Here is an 18,599-nt window from a genome sequence, read left to right on the forward strand (position 1 = left end):
CCGTCGCCCGCCCCGAGGAGGCCCCGTGTCCCACGCCGAGCTGCTGCAGCGGCACCGCCAGGTGATGCCGAGCTGGCTGAGCCTGTACTACGACGACCCGATCGAGCTGGTGCGCGGGACCGGCCGCCGCGTCACCGACGGCGAGGGCCGCGAGTACCTCGACTTCTTCGGCGGCCTGCTGGCCACCATGGTCGGCCACGACATCCCGGAGATCACCGCGGCGATCCGGGAGCAGGCCGGGCGGCTGCTGCACTCCTCGACGCTGTACATGATCCGCAACCAGGTCGAACTGGCCGAGCGGATCGCCCGCCGGTCCGGGATCGCCGACGCGCGGGTCTTCTTCGTCAACTCCGGCACCGAGGCGGTGGAGGCGGCGTTGCTGCTGGCCACCCAGCAACGCCGGTCGCACCAGGTGCTGGCGCTGCGCGGGAGCTACCACGGCCGCTCGTTCGGCACCGTCGCGGCGACCGGCATCCGCGGCTGGTCCGCGACCGCGCTCAGCCCGCTCGCGGTCACCTACGTGCACAGCGGCTACCGCTACCGCAGCCCGTTCCGCCACCTCGACGACGCCGGGTTCGTCGCCGCCTGCGCCGAGGAACTGCGGACGATCCTCGAGACGTCGACCGCCGGGGACGTCGCCTGCCTGCTGGCCGAGCCGGTGCAGGGCGCGGGCGGGTTCGCGACCCCGCCGGAAGGGTTCTTCCCGGCGATGAAGGAGATCCTCGACGAGTACGGCATCCTGCTGGTGTCCGACGAGGTCCAGTCGGGCTGGGGGAGGACCGGGCGGTCGTTCTTCGCGATGAACGGCTTCGGCGTGGTGCCGGACGCGATCACCTTCGCGAAGGGGCTGGGCAACGGCGTCGCGATCGGCGGGGTCGTCGCGAGCGCGTCCCTGATGGACTGCCTGACCGCCAACTCGATTTCCACCGCGGGCGGCAATCCGCTGGCCACCGCGGCCGGAGTGGCCACTGTGGACTATCTGCTGGACCACGATCTGCAGACCAACGCGGACAAGGTCGGCGAACACCTCATGCGCGGCCTGCGCGCGATCGACAGCCCGCTGATCGGCGAGGTCCGCGGAATGGGCCTGATGATCGGCGTCGAACTGGTGCTTCCGGGCACGCGCGAACCCGCCGTCGCCGCGACCGGCGCGGTGCTCGAAGCCGCGCGGGAGCGAGGTCTGCTGATCGGCCGCGGCGGCCTGCTCGGCAACGTGCTGCGCGTGACGCCGCCAATGACCGTCACCGTCGCCGAAGCCGACGAAGCCCTGTCCGTGCTTCGAGACTCGCTGTCGGCCGTGCACCTCGCGATGAAGGAGGACAACTGATGAAGCGCTGGAATCCCGAGACCGTCGGCGCTCCCGTTGGCTTCTACAGCCACGTCGCCCGGGTAGAGGCGGACCACGATCTGGTGGTGGTCTCCGGGCAGATCGGTGCCCTGCCGGACGGCACCCTCGCCGGACCGGACGCCGAGACCCAGACGCGCGAAGTGCTGGCGAACCTCGAACGCGTGCTCGCCGCCGCGGGCGCCCGTCCGGAACACCTGGTGAAGGTGTTCAGCATGGTCGCCGGAACCGAGCACCTGGCCGGTTTCCGCGCCGCCGTCGGCGAGACGTTCGCCCGGTGGTTTCCTTCCCCGGACTGGCCGACGCAGTCGATGGTCGTCGTGTCGGCGCTCGCCCGGCCGGAGATCGTCGTCGAGATCGAGGCGACCGCCGCGGTGCCGCGATGACCCCGGACGAGTTCCGCGCACTGTTCCCGGCACTGGCCGACCAGGTCTGGCTGGACACGCCCGGTGCTCCGCCGGGCGCGGCACCGGTCGTCGCCGCGCTCCGGGAAGCCCTCGACGGCTGGTCGTCCGGAACCTTCGACTGGCTCGAGTGGGACGGCGCGTCCGCTCGGGCCCGCACGCTTTTCGCGGACTGCCTCGGGGTGTCTTCCGCAACGGTCGCCGCGGTTTCGTCCCTCGCCGAGGCCGCCGCGACAGTCGCGAATTCCCTGCCCCGCGGCAAGGTCGTGGTAGCCGAGGAGGAGTTCCGCAGCAACCGGTATCCATGGCTGGCGCGGCACGACGTGGTGAGCGTCCCGGCTCGCGGGGTCGAGGACCTGATCGCCGCGCTGGACCCGGAAGTCGCACTGCTCGCGGTCAGCGAAGTGACCAGCCGCGAAGGACAGCGATTCGACCTCGCCGCGCTGCGTGCCGCGACCGACGAGGTCGGGGCCCGGTTGTTCGTGAACCTCACCCAGTCGTTGGGAGCGCTGCACTTCGACTACGCCGCGGTCCGCCCGGATTACCTCGCCGTGCACGGATACAAGTGGCTCCTCTGCCCGCGCGGCACGGCCTGGCTGGTGGCGCGCCCCGACCGGGTGGCCGAGCTGACGCCGCTCGCACCCGGGTGGAAGTCGGCCTCCCCGCCGCACGGCTATTTCGGCGGCCCGTTGGAACTGGCTGCCGAGGCGTCCCGCTGTGACGCGTCCCCGGCCTGGTTCTCGTGGGTCGGCGCGTGCGCCGCGCTGACTTTGTTGTCCAGCCTCGATACGGCGGCGGTGGATCGCCATGTCGTGGGGTTGGCCGGAACGCTGCTCGACGAGGCCCGAGCGCTGGGCTACCGCCGGGTGACGGACGGGCCGTTGTCGCAGATCGCCGTGGTGGCAACGGATCGCGCCCCAGAACTGGCGGCGGAGCTGACGAAGGCCCGCGTGCGCGCGACGGCCCTCGGCGACCGCGTGCGGTTCGGGTTCCACTACTTCAACACCGAGGAGGACGTCGCGGCAGCGGTGCGGGTTCTGGCGGGTTAGCGGGTCCCGTCAGGCCCGATCGACACCGATGCAGTCCGCCGCCTGACAGAAGACAGCAACGATTAGCCGCCCAGGTCCCGCAACACCCTCTCCGCTTGTTGTTTAACTTGTGTGGTTGCGCGGCAACAAGATTCCGCAAGGCCCACTGCCGTCGCGGACAGCCCGGCCAGGCTGGCGACGGGCCCGTCGGCGCACCGCACTGCCGGGGTCACCGCACGCCGCTACCGGGTTGAACACCAAGCTCAGAGTTCGATTTCGGGATGCAGCCGGGCGACAGTCCATCTCCGCTGCCGGTTCGCGGCGAGGCTGGTGCCCACGAGCGCCACGACCGCGAAGCCGGCCAGGACCGCGAAGTCCCGGACGAGGTGGGTGCCCAGGCCGCCGGAGACGGTGACGCGCAGGCCGTCGACGAGGTAGGTCATCGGCAGCAGGGGATTGAGGAACTGGAAGAACCCCGGGGTCGTCGGCATCGGGTACAGGCCGCCGGACGACGTCAGCTGGAGGATGAGCAGGACCAGCGACAGCACGTCGCCGGGGGCGCCGAGCGCGGTGCGCAGGAAGTGGTCGATCGCGACGAACGAGGCCGCGCCGACGAGCAGCAGGAGCACGGTCAGCACCGGGTGGAGCGGATCGAGCCCCAGCCCGAAGTCCACGACGGCGTACAGGACCAGCGCCCCGGCGCAGCCGAGCATGGCCCCGGGGAGCCATCCGGCGACGGCGACGGTGGCCGCGGACACCCGGGAGGCGAGTGCGCGTTTGTTCAGCGGGCGCAGGAGCAGATAGGCGAAGAGGCCGAACACCCACAGCGCGATCCCGAAGAAGAACGGCGCGAAACCACGCCCGTACACCCCGGCCGGGTTGAGGTTCTGCCGGTCGACGTGCACCGGGTTGCCCAGCACCTCGGCCGCGTGGGCGATCTGGGCGGGGTTGGTCTGCGGGATGCGCTTGAGGCTGTCGTCGATGACGCCGGAGAGGTCGGCCGCGCCGCTGTGCGCCTGGTCGGCGGCGGTCTGCGCGGTGGTCGCGCCCTTGTTCAGCGTGGTCATCCCGGCGGTGAGCGTGCGCGTGCCGGCGCTGATGTCTTGCGCGCCGTTGTCGAGCAGCACAGTGGACCCGCTGACCGCGTTGATGTTCTGCTGTGCGGCGCCGACGTTCGCCTGCAAGGCCTGTGCCTGCTGGAACGCTTGTTGTGCGGTGTGATCGGCCGCCGCGGTGTCCCCGTCCACTCGCGCGGCCGCGTCGGTGAGCTGGTGGGCGTCCGCGAGCGCGCGCTGGTACGCCGGATTGCCCCGCAGCTGCGGGAAGGTGTCGGCGAGCTGGGTGAGGTCCGCGGTTCCGCGTTGGGTGTACTGGCTGATCTGCGCGGTGCCGGTGTGCGCGGCGGCGAGGCCCCGCGCCGTCACGCCGGTGACCCCGCTCAGGGTGGCCGCCGCGCCCGGCAGCTGGTCGGAGACGACCTGGCCGAGCTTCCGGGCCTGGCCGCCGAGGGTGTGCACGGCCTGGGAGACGCGGTCCGCGCCGCTGGAGATCTGCGCGGTGCCCTGGCGCAGCGTGCCGGTGCCCGAGGTGAGGGCGTCGGCCGCCTGCTGCCCGACCGTGGTGGCGTCGACCAGCCGGTGCGCGCCGTCGGAAGCGGTGGTGAGCTTGTCCCGGACGTCGGACAGCTCGCCGTAGATGCTGCGGACGTACGCCGCGTGGGCGGCGGCGTTGATCTGGTCCTGCAGCTCCGGCTGCACCACCTCGGTCATGATGCCGACCACGTAGTTGTTGGCGTCGTTGAGCTCGATGCGGATCCCGGCCTGCTCGGGGCGGGTGTTCGCGGCCGTGGCCAGTTTGCCGCTGAAGTCCGGCGGGACGGTGATCGTGAAGTAGTAGCGGCCGTCGGTCAGCCCGTCCCGCGCTTCGCCGCTGTCGACGAAATGCCAGTCGAAGGTGCCCGCGGCCTTGAGCTGCTGGACGAGCTGGGCGCCGGCGTCGATCGGCTCGCCCTGCGGCCCTTGCGCCGGACGGTCCTCGTTGACGACGGCGACCGGGATGCTGTTCAGCTTGCCGTACGGGTCCCAGTTCGCCCACAGGTACATCGCGCCGTAGAGCAGCGGAACCAGGCACAGGACCACGGGGACGAGGCGGCGCAGCGGGCTGCCCCGGAACCGCCGGAGTTCGAGGATCGCGAGCCGTACCGCCTTCATCGGGCTTCCTCCGGTGCCGGGTCGCCGGGCAGCCGGTCGGTGCTGAGCGCCGGCAGGGCGAGCGGGAACGTGTCCAGGTCCGCGGGCGCGGGACCGACGGAGCTGGCGAGCAGGGTGACGCCGCTCGCGGCGACCCTCCCGGCCGCCGCCCAGACCTCCCGCCGCTGGTCCGGGGTGCACTCCCGGTCGAGATCGTCGAGCACGATCGCGCCCGGCCGTTCGGCGAGGGACAGCGCCAGCGCCAGCCGGACGGCCTTGGCCGTGCCGAGTTCCTCCGCCGTCGCCTTCCCCGGAACGTCGAGCCCGACGACGTCGAGCGCGTCCCGCACGGCGGCGGTCGTCACGCCGGGCGCGAGCCAGGTGCGTTCGGCGATCAGCTCGTCGACGCGCAGCCTGGGCTCCAGCTCGAGCGCCGGCCCCGCCGAGGCCACCGCCACCGTGCGGCGGACTTCCCGGTGGTCGTCGGGCAGCAGGTGCGCCCCGACGCGCACCGCGCCCGAGTTGAGCCGCATCCGTCCCGCGAGGGCGAGCAGCAGGCAGGTCCGCCCGGTCCCGGCCGCGCCGTGCACGACGAGGATCGCGCCCGCGGGCACGTCCAGATCGACGTTCTCGAACACCGGTCCCTGGGGCCCGCGCACGCCGAGCCCTCGGGCGGTGACTTGCACACCTGACTGCATGACCGGACGGTAACCGCGCAACCCCGGTGTGCGCACGGTGAGCCGCGCTGCTCGTCCGGTGACCGGCCTCGCGGTGCGAGGAATGCGGTTGCCCGGGGCCAGACGATCGTGGTGGTCTGGCGCGGTGATCGACATCGGGTGGGAGCGGCCGCTGCACCAACGCGGCGTCGCCTCGGGCCTCGCGGTGACGCGCGATCATGTCGTCGTTCACGAGCGCGGCACCAGGCTGGTGAGCCTCGACCCGGCGGACGGTTCGGTGCGATGGGATGTTCCGGTCGGCACGTGGCCGCGCGCGGTGGTCGTCGCCGGTGACCGCTGCCTGGTGCTCCCGCAGGACCGCCCTCGACTGTCCTGTTTGGACCTCGCGACCGGGCAGCCGATCTGGTCCGCGGAGGTTCCCGCTGTCCCCGGACATCTGGTTGTTGCAGCGAACGTGGTGCTGGTCGGCGGCTGGCGCGGATACACGCCGCTGCGCGCGTTCGATCTCGCGACGGGACAGCTCCGCTGGGAAGCCGAAAGCCACACGGTGCTGCCGGTGCCCGCCGGGGAGGGCTTCCTCCTCGGCGAACCGGGGGACACCCGAGTCCGCTTGCTCGACCGGCACGAGGGCCGGGAACTGTCCGCATGGCGGCTGCCGCAACCGCTCGCGGACAACGACGCCGGATCGGTTATCTCGGCGGTCGGCCCCGGCCGTTCCCTGCTGCGCTGCGGGCCGCGCGCACTGGCTGAAATCGACCTGTCAGCCGACACCGCCCGCGAGTTCTTCCGCGCCGATACCGACCTCGCGGCCGCGGCGCCGGATCCTGCCGGAGGATCGCTGTGGCTGGCCGAACGCCGTGGCGGATACACGGTGGTGGACCCGGCCGGGGGAGTCCTGAAGTGGCGCGTCGACGTCGGGGAGCGGCTGGTCGGCGAGGTCGTCCCGACAGCGAACGGCTTCCTGGTCGCCAGCGCTTCCGGGACGCTGTTTCACCTGACTTCCGACGGGCGGATCGCCAAGCGCACCAGCGTGGCACGGAGAATCTGGGGGCTGCGCAGAGCCGGGACGGACCAGCTGTTCGCCCTCGCCAAGGGCAGCCTGCTCGCGATCAAGATCCGAAACAGCGCGGGTCTGGAGTAGGCGCACTTCACGCACGGGCTGTCGTTGACACCGTGTGCGGCTTCAGCGTCGAGCCGCGGCCCGAACGGAAGTGGCGTGCGCGGGTCCGGTCACGCGAAACCCTTGCCCGGCCGATCTCTCCCGCCGCTCCGGCGCGACCGGCTTTGCCGACGTCAAAGGTCGAGGACCGTGACAGTCACCCGGGCGACATCGCCGGGATCGAGGTTCTCGGCGTTGCGCACCGCGCGTTTGACCGGCAGCACGTAGCCGCGCGTGCTGTCCGGGAAGATCGACGTCCGCCAGGTGGTGGCGCCGACCCGGACCTGCACCCGCCGCGATCCGAACGCGCGGCGCGGCCCGCCCAGTTCGCGGATTTCTTCCGAGACGTCGCCGGGCAGGCTGACGAAGGTCCAGGTGTCGGTTCGCCGGGCGTCCCAGATCCACAGTTCGGCGTCGAAATGCACTTCCACGCCGCCAGCTTCGCACGCGGCGCCGACAGTTTCCGGCCGCGGGGCTCAGGCCGAGACCAGGCTCGTGACGGCCCAGGTGACGCACGCGACGCCGGCGATCTCGAGAAGGATCGCGACGAGCAACGTCCGCGCGGTGCTGATGTTGATCGCCCGCGAGTTCTGCAGAACGGTGAGCCGGGTTTTGGCCACTTCCCGTTCCGCGTAGATCGACGGCGCGTTCCAGTAGACGTCCTCGGCGATCAACGGCGTGAGGTTTTTCAGCGCGATCGCGTCGCTTCTCCGGGGAGCGTTCGTGAAGATCCCCGCCGCCGCGGCGAGCACCAGGAAGGCGGCCGCCAGGTACAGCGGAAGCTTGACCGCGTCCGGGAGAACGAAATTCTGCGCTTTCGTCGACAGCGCGGAGAGCCCGAAAAGCAGCGTGACCAGCGTTCCGGAAGAGCTGATCACCGCGAGTCCCCGGACTTGCAAAGAACTCGCGTTCGCGCGGGCGTTGTCGATCTCTTTGTCGATCAGGCTCGCGATGACGGGCCCGGATTTCTTCTCGCCGCCCACCGGTCCGGACCCGGTCGTCATTCGTCGCGGTCTTCCGCGGGGTCGGGGTTGATGCCTCGGTCGAGGACTTTCTCGGTCCCGATGGTCGGGTACGCGAATTCCGTCGACGGGGACGGCGGCACGACCGGGATCGGCGGCGTGGTCTCTTTGCGGTCGTCGTCGGACACGGCGTCCTCCGGGGTTCGACAGTGCCGGATTATGGTGATGAGTCGCCGTGCCGCGGTGTTTCGTTACTGGGGGCGGAGGTCAGCCCGCGGTGGGCGGCTGGTCCACGAGTTGCGCCAGGTACAGCTGCTCGCCCAGTTTGTCGATCAGCTCCAGCTGCGTTTCCAGGTAATCGACGTGGTGTTCCTCGTCGAGGAGGATTTTCTCGAGCAGATTCGCACTGCCCGCGTCGCCGTGGGCGCGGCACATCGGGATGCCGGGCCGGAGCCGGTCGAGGACGTCGATTTCGATGGCGAGGTCCGAGGAGAATTGCTCGGGGATCGTCTGGCCGACGTTGATCGGCAGGAGCCGCTGGTAGTTCGGGAGGCCGCCGAGAAGGAGGATGCGGTCGGTCAGCCATTCGGCGTGGTGCATTTCCTCGATCGACTCGGCGCGCGTTTTCGCGGCGAGTTTCGTGAATCCCCAGTCGGCCTGCATGCGCGCGTGCAGGAAGTACTGGTTGATCGCGGTCAGCTCGCTGGTCAGCTGCTCGTTGAGCAGTGCGAGAACCTCGTCGTCGCCTTGCATGGTCCGCACCTCCGGCCTCGACCGGACCGGATGCTACCCACGGGTGATCCGCCTCACAACCGGAGCGGGGCCCGCGGCTCAGGCGGTGTGCGCGAGGTCCTGCGGTTCGGCGTGCTCGAGAAGGATCCGGTTCAGTCGTTCGTGACAGGTTCCGCAGCCGGTCCCGGCGGCGCAGCGCTCGCCGATCTCCTCGACGCTGCGGGCTCCGGCCAGCACGGCGGCCTCGACCTGCGGCGTCGGCACAGCCGCGCAGACACATGCGTACATCGCCGAGGACACCCCTTTGCCGGTTCGGTGCTTAGGTTAGGCTAAGCACAACAGATCAACTGGGGTCTGGCAAGGAGCGCGCCGAGTGGCTGCGGTCACTCGGACAGGCCGCGCTCGCCGAACGGCCGTCCGGCGACGACGTGCGCCGAGAGGCAGCGTCGTTCCGGTCAGTCGCGGGGGGACGGTCGCGGCACGACCCGCTGCTCGCGGTGCAGGCGGCGCAGCGTGGCCGGAAGGTCGAGGTCGAAGTCGTCCTTGTCGTCGGCCCAGCGGGACATCACCTCGGCCGCGCCGGTGGCGAGGGCGTCCGGCAGGCCGAGCGCCCGCGCGGTTTCGGCGACCTCCAGCATTTCCGGCGCCCAGCGCCAGGCGCGCGCGGCCGCGGACGGCAGCCCGCCGGTGTCCGCCAATGCGTTGCCGCCGAAGGCGTTCGCTTCCCGGAGGAGGTGCTCGCCGACGCCGTAGTCGTCGGCGATCGCATGGCTGACCGCGGCCAGCGCGCGCGAGGCCTTCTGGAACGAGCCGTAGGCCATTTTCACCGCGCTCGCCGCACCGATCCGTCCGCCCAGCGGCACCGGTTCAGCCCGGCTGCCTGCCAGCAATCCCCGTACCAGTTCGACGGCGTCGTCCGGGCCGGACAGGTAGACGCGCGCGGGCGAACGCTCGTCCGGGGGAGGCCCGATGATCGATCCGTCCACCACGGTCGCGCGGAGCCGCTCGGCGATCGCGACCGTCCGATGTGGACTGATGGCGTTCGCCTCGACGTAAACCCCTCGGTAGTCCCCGACATGCTCGGCGACCTCCTCGGCCGCGGCGGGCGGGCAGATCGAGAACACGACCGCGCTCTGTTCGAGGAGGCGGGGAAGGCTCTCCGCGGCGGTCAGCCCGGTCTCCGCGGCTCGTCGCGCTGTTCCCGCCGACCGTCCGGCCGGGCACCACAACACCCGGTGCCCGCCTGCGAGCAACTGCCGTGCGATAGCCGAGCCCATCCGGCCTGGGTGCAACAGACCGACCGTCGAAGCAGCCATCGGGCGAGTCTAGCCGTCAATGGCGCGGCCACGAGCGAAGCGCTGCCCTAGGCAGGCCGGGAAGCATCCGATTTGGCTCGCTGCCGGAGAATCCGCGCGGTCTGCTCGCCCCACCGCACGTTCTCCTGCTCGAACGAGATGCCGCGCAGCAATGTCAGATATGGCCCGACGCGGTCGTTCTCGCGCAGATAGTCGCTTTCCGAGCGGCCGTCCAGCATGCGCTCGCGCAGCCGCTCGAAGCGGGCGAGCTTGGCCCGGCTCCACTCCATGCGTTCCTCGACGGCGGCGATCACCGCTTCGGCGTCGCCCGCGTCGCTTCCCTGCACCTTTACCAGGAGGTCGTCCCGGATCGTGGTGGGCTGGACCGGCGTCGCGGTGAACTCGCGCAGAGCCTGCCGTCCGGCGGGAGTGAGGCGGAACATCCGCTTGGTGGGCCGGCGTTCCTGCTCGACGACGCGCGCGGCGATCATGCCGTCCGCCGAGAGCCGTTCGAGTTCGCGGTAGAGCTGCTGCGGGGTGGTCTGCCAGAAGTTGGCGACCGACGCGTCGAACGACTTGGCCAGGTCGTAGCCGGAGAACTCGCCCTCCAGCAGGGCCGCGAGGATCGCGAATTTCAAGGACACCTGGACACGGTAGCAGCCGGGTGATTAATCTCTTCCGCACCTAATCAAAAAAGTTACTATGGAGGCAGCGTGCACCCGTTCCGCAAGGCCGTCGAAAGCGGCGACCACACGGCTGTCGAGGCCCTGCTCGCCGACGACGTGACGTTCACCAGCCCGGTCGCGTACCGGCCGTACCCCGGCAAGCCGATCACCTCGGCGATCCTGCGCGCCGTAAGCGGAGTCTTCGCAGACTTCCGCTATGTCCGGGAGATCTCCAGCGCGGACGGCCGCGACCACGCCCTGGTGTTCACCGCGAAGGTCGGGGACAAGGAGATCAACGGCTGCGATTTCCTGCACACCAACGAAAACGGGCTGATCGACGACTTCGTGGTCATGGTGCGCCCGCTCTCCGCGGCGACCGCGCTGAGCGAAGCGATGGCCGCCCGGTTCGAGCAGATCAAGCAGGAGGCCGGTGCGTGACGATCCGTTACGTGGCCTTGGGCGACAGCCAGACCGAGGGCATCGGCGACGGCGACGAGGCCACTGGCTACCGAGGCTGGGCGGACCGGTTCGCCGATCATCTCGCCGCCGCCGGCGAACCGGTGGAGTACGCCAACCTCGCCGTCCGCGGACGCCTCGCGGGACAAGTGCGTGCCGAACAACTCGCCCCGGCGCTGGCTTTGCGCCCGACGCTGGCCACCGTCGTCGCCGGAATGAACGACCTGCTCCGCCCCGGCTACGCCGCCGACGCGGTGGAGGAGCACTTGACGGCCATGTTCGCCGCGCTCACCGCCGCCGGTGCCGACGTGGTCACGCTCGCCTTCCCCGATATCGCGAGAATCGCCCCGATCGCGGCCCCGTTGCGTCCGCGAGTCGCGGACCTCAACCGCCGAATTCGTTCCGCGGCAACCCGATACGGGGTGACAGTCGTCGACTGCGACCGCCACGAAGTAGCCAGCGACCCGCGGCTGTGGTGCGCGGATCGCTTGCACGCCAACCCGATCGGGCACGCCCGGATCGCGGCCGCCGTCGCGCACAGCCTCGGCCTTCCCGGGAGCGACGACAGCTGGAGCGCCCCACTGCCGCCCGCCGACCGCCGTCCGGCCTGGCGGACAGCGAGCACGGAACTCCGCTGGCTCGCCGAATTCCTCGGCCCCTGGCTGATGCGACGGCTGCTGGGCCGGTCCTCCGGCGACGGGCGCACCGCGAAACGTCCGATGCTGCTTCCGGTGTGAGCGCGGTCCTCCCGGCGGGTGAAGAGCATTCAGCCGGGTCGGCGGGCAGTCAGGCGAACAGCTGGGTGAGCCGGCCCAGAAGCTGGGCGGACTTCGCGCCGTCGAGCGGATCGCGCCACCCGGGTGCCTCGTTGCCGACCGGGCCGTCCAGTAAAGGAAATCCGCCCAGCCTCCCCTGAACAGCACGACGCTTCCCTCCTGCGAACCTTTGGGCGAGGGCAACGCCGACGGCCGCTCGATCGGCGGTGATCCTGGGCGGCCATTCCGCGGCCTGGTCCCGCCCGCGGTTATGCCGAGCCGGTGCCAACCGTCGCGCCGCTGCGCGATCTCCGGCCGCCTTGCCCGGCAGCAGCGAAGCGTCATGGGAACGAGATTTGCGGTTTCGGCAAAGTTTTTCGCCCGATCCAGGGGGCCAGGCCGATCCTGAACCGACCGGAAACTCGGCACAACGGAAGGAAAGCCATGACCGATCAGGGCGGCGACCGCCTGAGCATGACGGGCTCGGCCACGCTCTTCACGCTGACGAAGACGACCGGGATCGGTGCCGTGACCGGCACTGTGAACGGCGCCGCGTACGGCGAGCAGACGAGCGAGGTGGAGGAACTCGGCGACGGACGTATTGCCTACACCATGTTTCACCAGTTCCTCGACAGCGACGGTTCCAGGCTGCGCACGCATGATCGAGCCGCCCTGAGTGCGGGTGCTCCGGGTGGGGCGTCGGCGCTGGAGGTGGAGTACACCGTCGTGGAGGCGACAGGTCGGTTCGAGGGGTGCAGCGGAACGTTTCGCAGCCGCGGCTGGTTGCGGGTCCCGCCTGGCGACGAGGGCTTGGCTCAGCACAGCGTCGGCGTCGTGCAGTTCGCGGGAGAGCTCCGCTGTGAGTAGCGGTCCGGCGCCGGGCCCGCAGCGAGGCCGCTGGACGCCTGGTTCGACGGAGCGCCCCGGGCGTCAGCCTCGCTGCGGGTGGTCGAGTGCCAGCAGTATCGCCGCGGACCAGCTGAAGCCGCGTGAGTTCATCGGCGCGCCGGTGGCGGGGTTGTAGTTTTCCATCAGCGGTCCGTTGCCCAGCAGGCCGGCCGCGTTCGAGCGCAGCTGGTCGGCGAGGGCTGCCGCGTCGGGGCCGTATCCGTAGCGCTGCAGGCCCGTCAAGGCGAAGTACGCGTGGTCCAGCCAGACCGCGCCGCGCCAGTAGCCGGTCGGCTGGTAGTACGGCGAACTGGCCGCCGTGGTCGGGAACGGCAGGCGGGTGTCGAATTCGCTGGGGGACAGGAGGTTCTTCCGCGCGGCTGCCGCCTGGTCGGGGGTCGCGACGCCGGCCCACAGGGGGAGGACGCCTTCGATTCCCTTGCCGCGTGCGGTAAGCCGTCGCCCGGTGCCCAGTTCCGTGTCGTAGAACCAGCCGGTGGCCGGGTCGAACATGGTGCGCTGGACGGCGGCCGCGACGCTGGCCGCCGAGGCGCGGTAGGCATGGGCGGCCCGGTGGTCGCCGAGCCGGTCGGCGATCAGGGCGAGGGTTTTCTTGTCCAGCACCAGGTAGGAGTTGAGATCCACCGACTCCTGGGCGAGCGACGAACCGACGACCTGTCCAGACGGCGAGGCGTTGTCCACGACGGTGGCGCCGAGCTTGGCGTCGAAGCGCGGCGCGTTGTCCATGCCGCTTTCCCACGCCGCCGCCAGGCGTTTGTCCTCGGCGGTCGCGTTGGCCGGATCGACGGTGGCGCCGTATTCGGCGAGGCCGTTGCGGTCGTGGTCGCGGTTCCGGTACCACCAGGCGTGGTAGGCGGCCAGTTTCGGGTACATCTCGCGCAGGAACCCGAGGTCGCCGTTGCGCTGGTAGACCGACCAGACGGCCCAGGCGGCGAGCGGCGGCTTGGAATTGCGTTCGTTCCAGTTGCCGCCGCCGCGGGCGGGGTCGTTGTAGAAGACGGCGTCCGGGATCATCCCGGCGTCCTGCGGCCGGGTCGCCGACGCCGCGGTCACCTGGTAGTCGAACATGGACCGGATCTGGGATTCCGCCAGCGCCGGGTCGAACACGGCGGTGCCGACCGCCTGCTTCCAGGTGTCCCACGCCCACAGGCCGGTGAACCACTTGTTGGAGATCGCGGGGGTGATGCCGTCGTGCTTCAACGCGCCCGCCGGGCCGCGCCAGTTGGTGATCAGCGTTTCGGTCGCCTTCACCGCGAGCCGCCGCCGGTCCGGCGGCACCCCGCGGGTGGCCGCGGCGACGTAGCCGCGCCAGCGAGCGTCGTTCTCGGCGACGGTGCGCCACGGCTGAGCCAGCGCGCGCCTCGCCGCCGGTGCGTCGGCGGCGGCCTCGGCGGGGGTGAACGTGTAGGACTCGGTCCAGGTCAGCGTTCGCCGGCCGTGCGGGCCGAGCAGCAGGGGAGCGTCGCGGGTGGTGGTGTAGGTGTCGCCGGTGACCGTGGTGGTCACCGGGTCGGCGTGCGTGACCTGGAACCGTTCGGTGCCGTCGGTCAGGTAGTCGTTCTTTTCGCGCACTTTGGCGAAGCCGACCGCGACCCCGTCCTCGGTCGCGGAGAGCCGGGGCGCGTCGTGCTCGGGTCCGGTGTCCGGCCGCAGCAGCGTGCCGCTCCAGCCCGCGTCGACCGACCGCCGCCGGTGCCCGGTGTTCTCCACGGTGGCCTGGACCAGTGCGGTGCGGTTGCTGGCGTAGCGCAGTTCCATGACGACGCGCAGCCCGTCGACCTCGAAGCTCTGCCGCAGCGCGCCGGGCAGCGAGCTGAAGGCCGGGTCGCGAGCGTCGGCGAGGTCGATCGGGCGCCCGGCTTCGCTCAGGCTGAGCCGGCTGAACCCGGAGCTCAGCCACCACGGGTATTCCTGCGCCAGGTACAGCGGTCCGGTGAACGCGCCGTAGGACTTGGTGTCGCCGACCTTGGGCAGCGCGTAGGCGTGCCACGCGCCGCGGTCGGCGAATACGTTGATGTCGCTGACGTCCCCGCCGGCCGAGCCGGGCAGCGCCGACGCGGGTACGCCTTGCAGATCGAGCACGTCCGCGTAGAACGAGGCTGGCTCTGCGCCGGAGGACTCGGACGCGACCGCGGGCGGCGGGAGAAGGAGCGCCGCACCGACGGCGATCGCTGCGAGAGCTGTGCGCGAACGGACCATGACCACCCTTCCTGAGCGAGGGAATCGACCCGTCGGAAGCGCCGCGGGCGGCAGCGAGGCTCGCCAGCAGCCGCAACGGTTCTGGGCGTCGATTCTCGGCATCGACGGGGCACGATATCGCGTGGCCGCCCGCGCCTGGACCGGAGGTGATCTTGGAACCCTCGCGGACGGCTGGGTCCGCGTCCGATGCGGAGTGCCGCCTGCGCCGACGCGGGCGAATCTCAGCGACTCGCCGAGGGCTCGAATTCCGGCTGGTGCTCGAAGAAACGCTCGTGCGCTATCCGGAGACGGAGATCGTCGGCGACGCTCGCACGTCCGGCTCGGTTCGCGCGCCGCATCAGCTTGCGGGTTCGACGTATTCCTCGGCAGGCGAAGCCAGGCAGCCTCGTCTCGACGATTCCACGGGAGCCGGGCACGAAATACCAGCGCCGCCGGACGTGCCGACGCTGGCGGCCACCACGGAAGGACCGCGAGACCATGGCGGCGAGAGGTGCGGTTGGCCGCGAGACTCGCGGCCGTTTCGTCGCACCGGGTCCCTGGGTGGCGGGTGGCGGTTCTTTGTCTTGCGGCAGCGATGCAGGTGCCGGAGCCGGATTCCCGTGCCTGCCCGGCCGTGCGGTTCAGCCGGTTCGCTCGGTCGCCTCGGCGGCGGAACCGGGTTCGGCAGGGGCCTCGGCGAAGGACGAGAAGGAGAATTCGACTCCGTGCCGGGTGGCCGACGGGGTGATGATCCCGGCGGTGCCCGGCTGGTCCAGCCGCGCGAGGACGCGGGCGAGCGCTTCGGGCGCGTCGGTCGGTTCTTCGGCGGTCTGGGCGAGGGTCCGGTGCAGGATGCCGACGTCCCAGCCGCCCGCGGCGGCTCCGCTGCCGGCGGCGACGGCGACGGTCGCGTCCAGCAGCCAGCGCGCTGCTTTGCCCGGCAAGGACGGCGTGGCGTGCGACGTCAGCCCGACGACCTGGTCGGCGCGCAGGAGGCCGTCGCTGAGCGTCTGTATCCAGACTTTGTCGAGCCCCATGGGTTCCGGGTCCTCCGTTCGCGGCGGGCGGGTTCAGACGTGGTGGCGGCGCGCGGCGGTCATGGTCGCGACCACGCATCCGAGGACGGTCATGGCGAACAGGACTACTGCGGTCATCACAGACCTCCGGCGGGCGCTGGATCGGAGTTAGCACTCGACTGCTTGGAGTGCTAATTCTGATGTAGCACTCCCGCCTCGCGATCGCAACCGGTCCCGCGGGGCTGGTACCTGATCTATCGCTTCGTTGCCGGTGTGGCGCCGGACCGCGTCGCGTGGCTGGCGCGACGGATCCGTGTTGCTTGCTCGGTGCACGACTGGACCTCGGCGGCCAGGCCGGCGTGGAGGTGCGCCGGCTGCGGGTGCGGGTCGGCCAGCGGGGGCAGCAGGACGGCCGGATCGTCGGCGGCGAGGGCCTGGCTGACCTGGTCGACGTGGTGCCGGGACAGGCCGCGCACCGCGCTGACCTGCCCGGCCAGCCGGCGCAGGATCGCGGCGTTGTCGCGAGCCCAAGCGGCGACAGCCTGATCGCCGGCGCGTTTGTCGCGCTGAGCGCGGACCCGTTGCTCGCCGGTCCGTTCGCTGGTGCCGGAGGGCCGCAGGCGCAGGTGGCGGCGCTCGGCGGCTGGCGACGCCGAGCGCCGGGGCGAGCGCCGCCCAGCTCACCTGCTGCTCGCGGGCCGCGGCGATCAGTTCGGGTTCCCAGCCGGCCAGTTCCTCCCGCAGCTGGCGCAGCGCGGCGAGTGCCGCGACGAGGTCGCCGGGGCTTCCCGTGCCCGCGCGGGTCCGGTCCAGCACGCGGCGGACCAGGCCGAATGCCTCGGCGGCGGGGAGCCCGCCCGCGGCGTCGCCCAGCATGTCGTCCTTTCAGTGACATCGATGCTTGTCATCGTTTCGATGACATGATAAATCTGGGGTGTGCGTCGACACCAGAGCTGACATGCCAGGGAGGAAACGTCATGTTGATGCGCACTGACCCGTTCCGCGAGTTCGACCGGATGGCCCAGCAGGCCTTCGGCGCCGTCGCGGGGACCTGGTCGCGGCCCGCGGCGATGCCGCTGGACGCCTATCGCGTCGGCGACGAGTTCGTCATCGCCTTCGATCTGCCCGGCGTCGACCCGGACGCGATCGAGGTGAACATCGAGCGCAACGTGCTGACCGTCAAGGCCGAGCGCCGGCCGGCCATGACTGACCAGGCGGTGGAAATGCAGGTGTCCGAACGGCCGTTGGGCGTGTTCTCCCGGCAGTTGTTCCTCGGGGATTCCTTGGACACCAACGAGATCAACGCCGCCTACGACGCGGGCGTGCTGACGCTGCGGATCCCGGTCGCCGAACGGGCCAAGCCCCGCAAGATCGAGATCGGCGGCGAGCGGGCTTCCCGCAAGGAGATCGACGCCTGATCCGAAGGCGTGCTCGCCAGGCCAGGCCGGCTCCGCGGTCAGTGCCGCGGAGATGTTCTTTCGCTGTGCCGCAACGAGTTCGGGCAGGCGGGCCGGGCCGGTCCGCCTGCCGCGTCCAGGCTCGGCGGACGGCCTCGCTCACGGTCCGCTGAACGCGACACCGCGGACTCCGGCCCGTGCGTCACCCCGGCCAACGCCAGTCCGAAGTTCCACCACCGCTGCGAGGTCCGCGCGGTCGACTTTTCCTGTCGTCACGGAGGAACCCCGCCCGGAGAACACCAGCGACCGCGACTCTGGCTCCTGGACATCCGAACCGCGCTGCCCGCCCGGCTGGCCCGAACGCGCGGAAGATCCGGCCAGCCGGGAACCTGCCGCGGTCTTGATGCCGTCGGCCGAACCCGCTGACGGACCAGGGAACGACGAGATTCCGCCGGAGCGGGCCGAACGCGGCTGGGCGGCCGCGGCGGAAACCGGCTGCGGCGAGGACCTGCCTGAACCGGACGGCGACGCCCTGCCCGCGCCGAAACCGTCGCGACCTGGTTCCGTTCGGTCCTCGCGGGCAGACCCGCGGCGGCGAGCCCCGGCCGCGCGAGCCGGGCCCGTTCAGGCAAGAAGGAACGCGGATCCCCTTCGCCGCTCTGCTCGACCCGAAGCCAAGGGGATCTTCACCGTGCGGCCCGCCGCCAATGCTCGGCGGCTTCGATCATGTCCTGGCGGATGTGCTGAAGCCAGCGGCTGGTGGCGAGGAGCCTGGCTCCGACCAGCGTGTCCCCGCCGAACAGCGCGGCGCCTTGCCGGGTGAAGCCGGCCCACTGGGCCATGCCTTCCATGCTGGCCAGCCATGCCCGCTGCCACACGTCGTCGTCGATCAGGTAGCGCTCGCGGCGGCCGTCCCGCCGGCGGCGCAGCATTCCCCGTTCTTCCAGCCAGGCCACCGCTTTGGAGACCGACGCGGGGCTGACGCGCAGCCGGGCGGCGAGTTCGGTCGCGGTGCGGCTGCCCGACTCGGCGGTGAACAGGCAGATCAGGACCCGCGCCATCATCGACGGCATCCCGGTCTGGGCGGCCATCTGGGCGAACCGCTCCTCGAAGTCGCTCCGGGTCCGCGGGTCGGCCGCTGCCCGGGGCGGCGGGGGAGCGGGCGCAACGGGGGCCCGGCGGCGCGCGCGATGCCGGGCGGCTCGCTCGGCTCGATCGGCGCGGTAGTCGTGCGCCCCGCCGTTGCGGGCGACCTCGCGGACCACCGTCGACTTCGACCGGCCCAGCCGGCGGCCGATCTCGGCGTAGCTCAGTCCCTCCGCCAACCCGGCCGCGACGCGCTGTCGTTCCGGGTAGGTCAACCTGCCGGATGGCATCTGCTCGTCTCCGAACTCGTCTGCGGCACCGATGCGTTCACCTGCAAGCCAGTGCA

At 71.1% G+C, this 18,599-nt stretch carries 21 protein-coding genes; 8 read left to right on the forward strand and 13 right to left on the reverse strand.

Annotation, left to right across the window (positions count from 1 at the left end; all coding sequences use genetic code 11):
• Window positions 1–25 precede the first annotated feature (25 nt).
• The 3 genes from F9C12_RS00790 to F9C12_RS00800 are packed head-to-tail and all read left to right on the forward strand — an operon-like array spanning window position 26 to window position 2,798.
• Window positions 26–1,327 carry an aspartate aminotransferase family protein gene (locus F9C12_RS00790; protein ID WP_409464340.1) on the forward strand — a complete coding sequence of 434 codons (1,302 nt, stop codon included), beginning with the start codon at window positions 26–28 and terminating at the stop codon, window positions 1,325–1,327.
• On the forward strand, window positions 1,324–1,731 hold the full coding sequence (locus tag F9C12_RS00795) for a RidA family protein (protein ID WP_409467164.1): 408 nt from the start codon (window positions 1,324–1,326) through the stop codon (window positions 1,729–1,731). Before F9C12_RS00790 ends, F9C12_RS00795 begins: the two co-directional genes overlap by 4 nt.
• Window positions 1,728–2,798: an aminotransferase class V-fold PLP-dependent enzyme gene (locus F9C12_RS00800; RefSeq protein ID WP_409464341.1), complete on the forward strand. Its 1,071-nt coding sequence runs from the start codon at window positions 1,728–1,730 to the stop codon at window positions 2,796–2,798. The genes F9C12_RS00795 and F9C12_RS00800 overlap by 4 nt, the downstream gene beginning before the upstream one ends.
• Window positions 2,799–3,040: 242 nt before the next feature.
• On the opposite strand, the gene F9C12_RS00805 is transcribed toward F9C12_RS00800, so the two are convergent.
• Both F9C12_RS00805 and F9C12_RS00810 read right to left on the reverse strand, forming a co-directional pair.
• Window positions 3,041–4,987: a YhgE/Pip family protein gene (locus tag F9C12_RS00805; protein WP_409464342.1), complete on the reverse strand. Its 1,947-nt coding sequence runs from the start codon at window positions 4,985–4,987 to the stop codon at window positions 3,041–3,043.
• A complete protein-coding gene (locus F9C12_RS00810; protein WP_409464343.1) occupies window positions 4,984–5,664 on the reverse strand; it encodes an ATP-binding cassette domain-containing protein in 681 nt (226 codons plus the stop codon). Before F9C12_RS00810 ends, F9C12_RS00805 begins: the two co-directional genes overlap by 4 nt.
• A 124-nt stretch (window positions 5,665–5,788) precedes the next feature.
• On the opposite strand from F9C12_RS00810, the gene F9C12_RS00815 reads away from it, so the two are divergent.
• Complete coding sequence (locus F9C12_RS00815) at window positions 5,789–6,784, forward strand: PQQ-binding-like beta-propeller repeat protein (protein ID WP_409464344.1); 996 nt, start codon at window positions 5,789–5,791, stop codon at window positions 6,782–6,784.
• 152 nt (window positions 6,785–6,936) lie between these two features.
• Here F9C12_RS00815 and F9C12_RS00820 read toward each other — a convergent pair whose 3' ends face one another.
• The 7 genes from F9C12_RS00820 to F9C12_RS00850 all read right to left on the reverse strand — a co-directional run bounded on the left by F9C12_RS00820 (window position 6,937) and on the right by F9C12_RS00850 (window position 10,435).
• Window positions 6,937–7,233 (reverse strand): DUF1905 domain-containing protein, encoded by a 297-nt coding sequence (locus F9C12_RS00820; RefSeq protein WP_409180078.1) that lies wholly within the window; start codon window positions 7,231–7,233, stop codon window positions 6,937–6,939.
• A 45-nt stretch (window positions 7,234–7,278) separates the two neighbouring features.
• Window positions 7,279–7,806 carry a hypothetical protein gene (locus F9C12_RS00825; protein ID WP_409464345.1) on the reverse strand — a complete coding sequence of 176 codons (528 nt, stop codon included), beginning with the start codon at window positions 7,804–7,806 and terminating at the stop codon, window positions 7,279–7,281.
• The gene (locus F9C12_RS00830; protein WP_409464346.1) at window positions 7,803–7,952 is read right to left on the reverse strand and encodes a hypothetical protein; all 150 of its coding nucleotides are present in this window, start codon (window positions 7,950–7,952) and stop codon (window positions 7,803–7,805) included. The genes F9C12_RS00825 and F9C12_RS00830 overlap by 4 nt, the downstream gene beginning before the upstream one ends.
• Before the next feature lie 79 nt (window positions 7,953–8,031).
• Entirely contained in the window at window positions 8,032–8,517 is a 486-nt protein-coding gene (gene bfr / locus F9C12_RS00835) for a bacterioferritin (RefSeq protein WP_409180081.1), read from the reverse strand.
• A 78-nt stretch (window positions 8,518–8,595) separates the two neighbouring features.
• On the reverse strand, window positions 8,596–8,784 hold the full coding sequence (locus F9C12_RS00840; protein ID WP_409180082.1) for a bacterioferritin-associated ferredoxin: 189 nt from the start codon (window positions 8,782–8,784) through the stop codon (window positions 8,596–8,598).
• A gap of 167 nt (window positions 8,785–8,951) precedes the next feature.
• Window positions 8,952–9,812, reverse strand: coding sequence for a DUF1932 domain-containing protein (locus F9C12_RS00845; RefSeq protein ID WP_409464347.1), 861 nt, complete (start codon window positions 9,810–9,812; stop codon window positions 8,952–8,954).
• Window positions 9,813–9,859: 47 nt separating this feature from the next.
• Complete coding sequence (locus tag F9C12_RS00850) at window positions 9,860–10,435, reverse strand: PadR family transcriptional regulator (RefSeq protein WP_409464348.1); 576 nt, start codon at window positions 10,433–10,435, stop codon at window positions 9,860–9,862.
• Window positions 10,436–10,504: 69 nt separating this feature from the next.
• On the opposite strand from F9C12_RS00850, the gene F9C12_RS00855 reads away from it, so the two are divergent.
• The 3 genes from F9C12_RS00855 (at window position 10,505) to F9C12_RS00865 (ending at window position 12,534) form a co-directional block, all read left to right on the forward strand.
• Entirely contained in the window at window positions 10,505–10,894 is a 390-nt protein-coding gene (locus F9C12_RS00855; RefSeq protein ID WP_409180085.1) for a nuclear transport factor 2 family protein, read from the forward strand.
• Window positions 10,891–11,649 (forward strand): SGNH/GDSL hydrolase family protein, encoded by a 759-nt coding sequence (locus F9C12_RS00860; protein WP_409180086.1) that lies wholly within the window; start codon window positions 10,891–10,893, stop codon window positions 11,647–11,649. Before F9C12_RS00855 ends, F9C12_RS00860 begins: the two co-directional genes overlap by 4 nt.
• A gap of 462 nt (window positions 11,650–12,111) precedes the next feature.
• Window positions 12,112–12,534: a hypothetical protein gene (locus F9C12_RS00865; RefSeq protein WP_409464349.1), complete on the forward strand. Its 423-nt coding sequence runs from the start codon at window positions 12,112–12,114 to the stop codon at window positions 12,532–12,534.
• A 63-nt stretch (window positions 12,535–12,597) separates the two neighbouring features.
• Here the strand turns inward: F9C12_RS00865 and F9C12_RS00870 are convergent, their stop codons facing one another.
• From F9C12_RS00870 to F9C12_RS00880, 3 genes are all read right to left on the reverse strand, one after another.
• Window positions 12,598–14,775: an MGH1-like glycoside hydrolase domain-containing protein gene (locus tag F9C12_RS00870; protein WP_409464350.1), complete on the reverse strand. Its 2,178-nt coding sequence runs from the start codon at window positions 14,773–14,775 to the stop codon at window positions 12,598–12,600.
• 620 nt (window positions 14,776–15,395) lie between these two features.
• Window positions 15,396–15,791, reverse strand: coding sequence for a hypothetical protein (locus F9C12_RS00875; protein WP_409464351.1), 396 nt, complete (start codon window positions 15,789–15,791; stop codon window positions 15,396–15,398).
• Between the two features lie 233 nt (window positions 15,792–16,024).
• Window positions 16,025–16,246 carry a hypothetical protein gene (locus tag F9C12_RS00880; protein ID WP_409464352.1) on the reverse strand — a complete coding sequence of 74 codons (222 nt, stop codon included), beginning with the start codon at window positions 16,244–16,246 and terminating at the stop codon, window positions 16,025–16,027.
• Between the two features lie 501 nt (window positions 16,247–16,747).
• On the opposite strand from F9C12_RS00880, the gene F9C12_RS00885 reads away from it, so the two are divergent.
• Window positions 16,748–17,188: an Hsp20/alpha crystallin family protein gene (locus F9C12_RS00885; RefSeq protein ID WP_409180092.1), complete on the forward strand. Its 441-nt coding sequence runs from the start codon at window positions 16,748–16,750 to the stop codon at window positions 17,186–17,188.
• A gap of 665 nt (window positions 17,189–17,853) precedes the next feature.
• On the opposite strand, the gene F9C12_RS00890 is transcribed toward F9C12_RS00885, so the two are convergent.
• A complete protein-coding gene (locus F9C12_RS00890; RefSeq protein ID WP_409464353.1) occupies window positions 17,854–18,543 on the reverse strand; it encodes a helix-turn-helix domain-containing protein in 690 nt (229 codons plus the stop codon).
• Window positions 18,544–18,599: the final 56 nt, after the last annotated feature.

The sequence above is a fragment of the Amycolatopsis sp. GA6-003 genome, assembly GCF_046267895.1.
In the GTDB taxonomy this organism is placed as follows: Bacteria; Actinomycetota; Actinomycetes; order Mycobacteriales; family Pseudonocardiaceae; genus Amycolatopsis.

Excerpts from the sequence above, each read along its gene's own strand:
- F9C12_RS00865 (WP_409464349.1), top strand. The coding sequence starts at position 12,112 with ATGACCGATCAGGGCGGCGACCGCCTGAGCATGACGGGCTCGGCCACG.
- F9C12_RS00840 (WP_409180082.1), bottom strand. The coding sequence starts at position 8,784 with ATGTACGCATGTGTCTGCGCGGCTGTGCCGACGCCGCAGGTCGAGGCC.
- F9C12_RS00805 (WP_409464342.1), bottom strand. The coding sequence starts at position 4,987 with ATGAAGGCGGTACGGCTCGCGATCCTCGAACTCCGGCGGTTCCGGGGC.
- bfr (WP_409180081.1), bottom strand. The coding sequence starts at position 8,517 with ATGCAAGGCGACGACGAGGTTCTCGCACTGCTCAACGAGCAGCTGACC.
- F9C12_RS00875 (WP_409464351.1), bottom strand. The coding sequence starts at position 15,791 with ATGGGGCTCGACAAAGTCTGGATACAGACGCTCAGCGACGGCCTCCTG.
- F9C12_RS00845 (WP_409464347.1), bottom strand. The coding sequence starts at position 9,812 with ATGGCTGCTTCGACGGTCGGTCTGTTGCACCCAGGCCGGATGGGCTCG.
- F9C12_RS00885 (WP_409180092.1), top strand. The coding sequence starts at position 16,748 with ATGTTGATGCGCACTGACCCGTTCCGCGAGTTCGACCGGATGGCCCAG.
- F9C12_RS00870 (WP_409464350.1), bottom strand. The coding sequence starts at position 14,775 with ATGGTCCGTTCGCGCACAGCTCTCGCAGCGATCGCCGTCGGTGCGGCG.
- F9C12_RS00890 (WP_409464353.1), bottom strand. The coding sequence starts at position 18,543 with ATGCCATCCGGCAGGTTGACCTACCCGGAACGACAGCGCGTCGCGGCC.
- F9C12_RS00800 (WP_409464341.1), top strand. The coding sequence starts at position 1,728 with ATGACCCCGGACGAGTTCCGCGCACTGTTCCCGGCACTGGCCGACCAG.
- F9C12_RS00825 (WP_409464345.1), bottom strand. The coding sequence starts at position 7,806 with ATGACGACCGGGTCCGGACCGGTGGGCGGCGAGAAGAAATCCGGGCCC.
- F9C12_RS00810 (WP_409464343.1), bottom strand. The coding sequence starts at position 5,664 with ATGCAGTCAGGTGTGCAAGTCACCGCCCGAGGGCTCGGCGTGCGCGGG.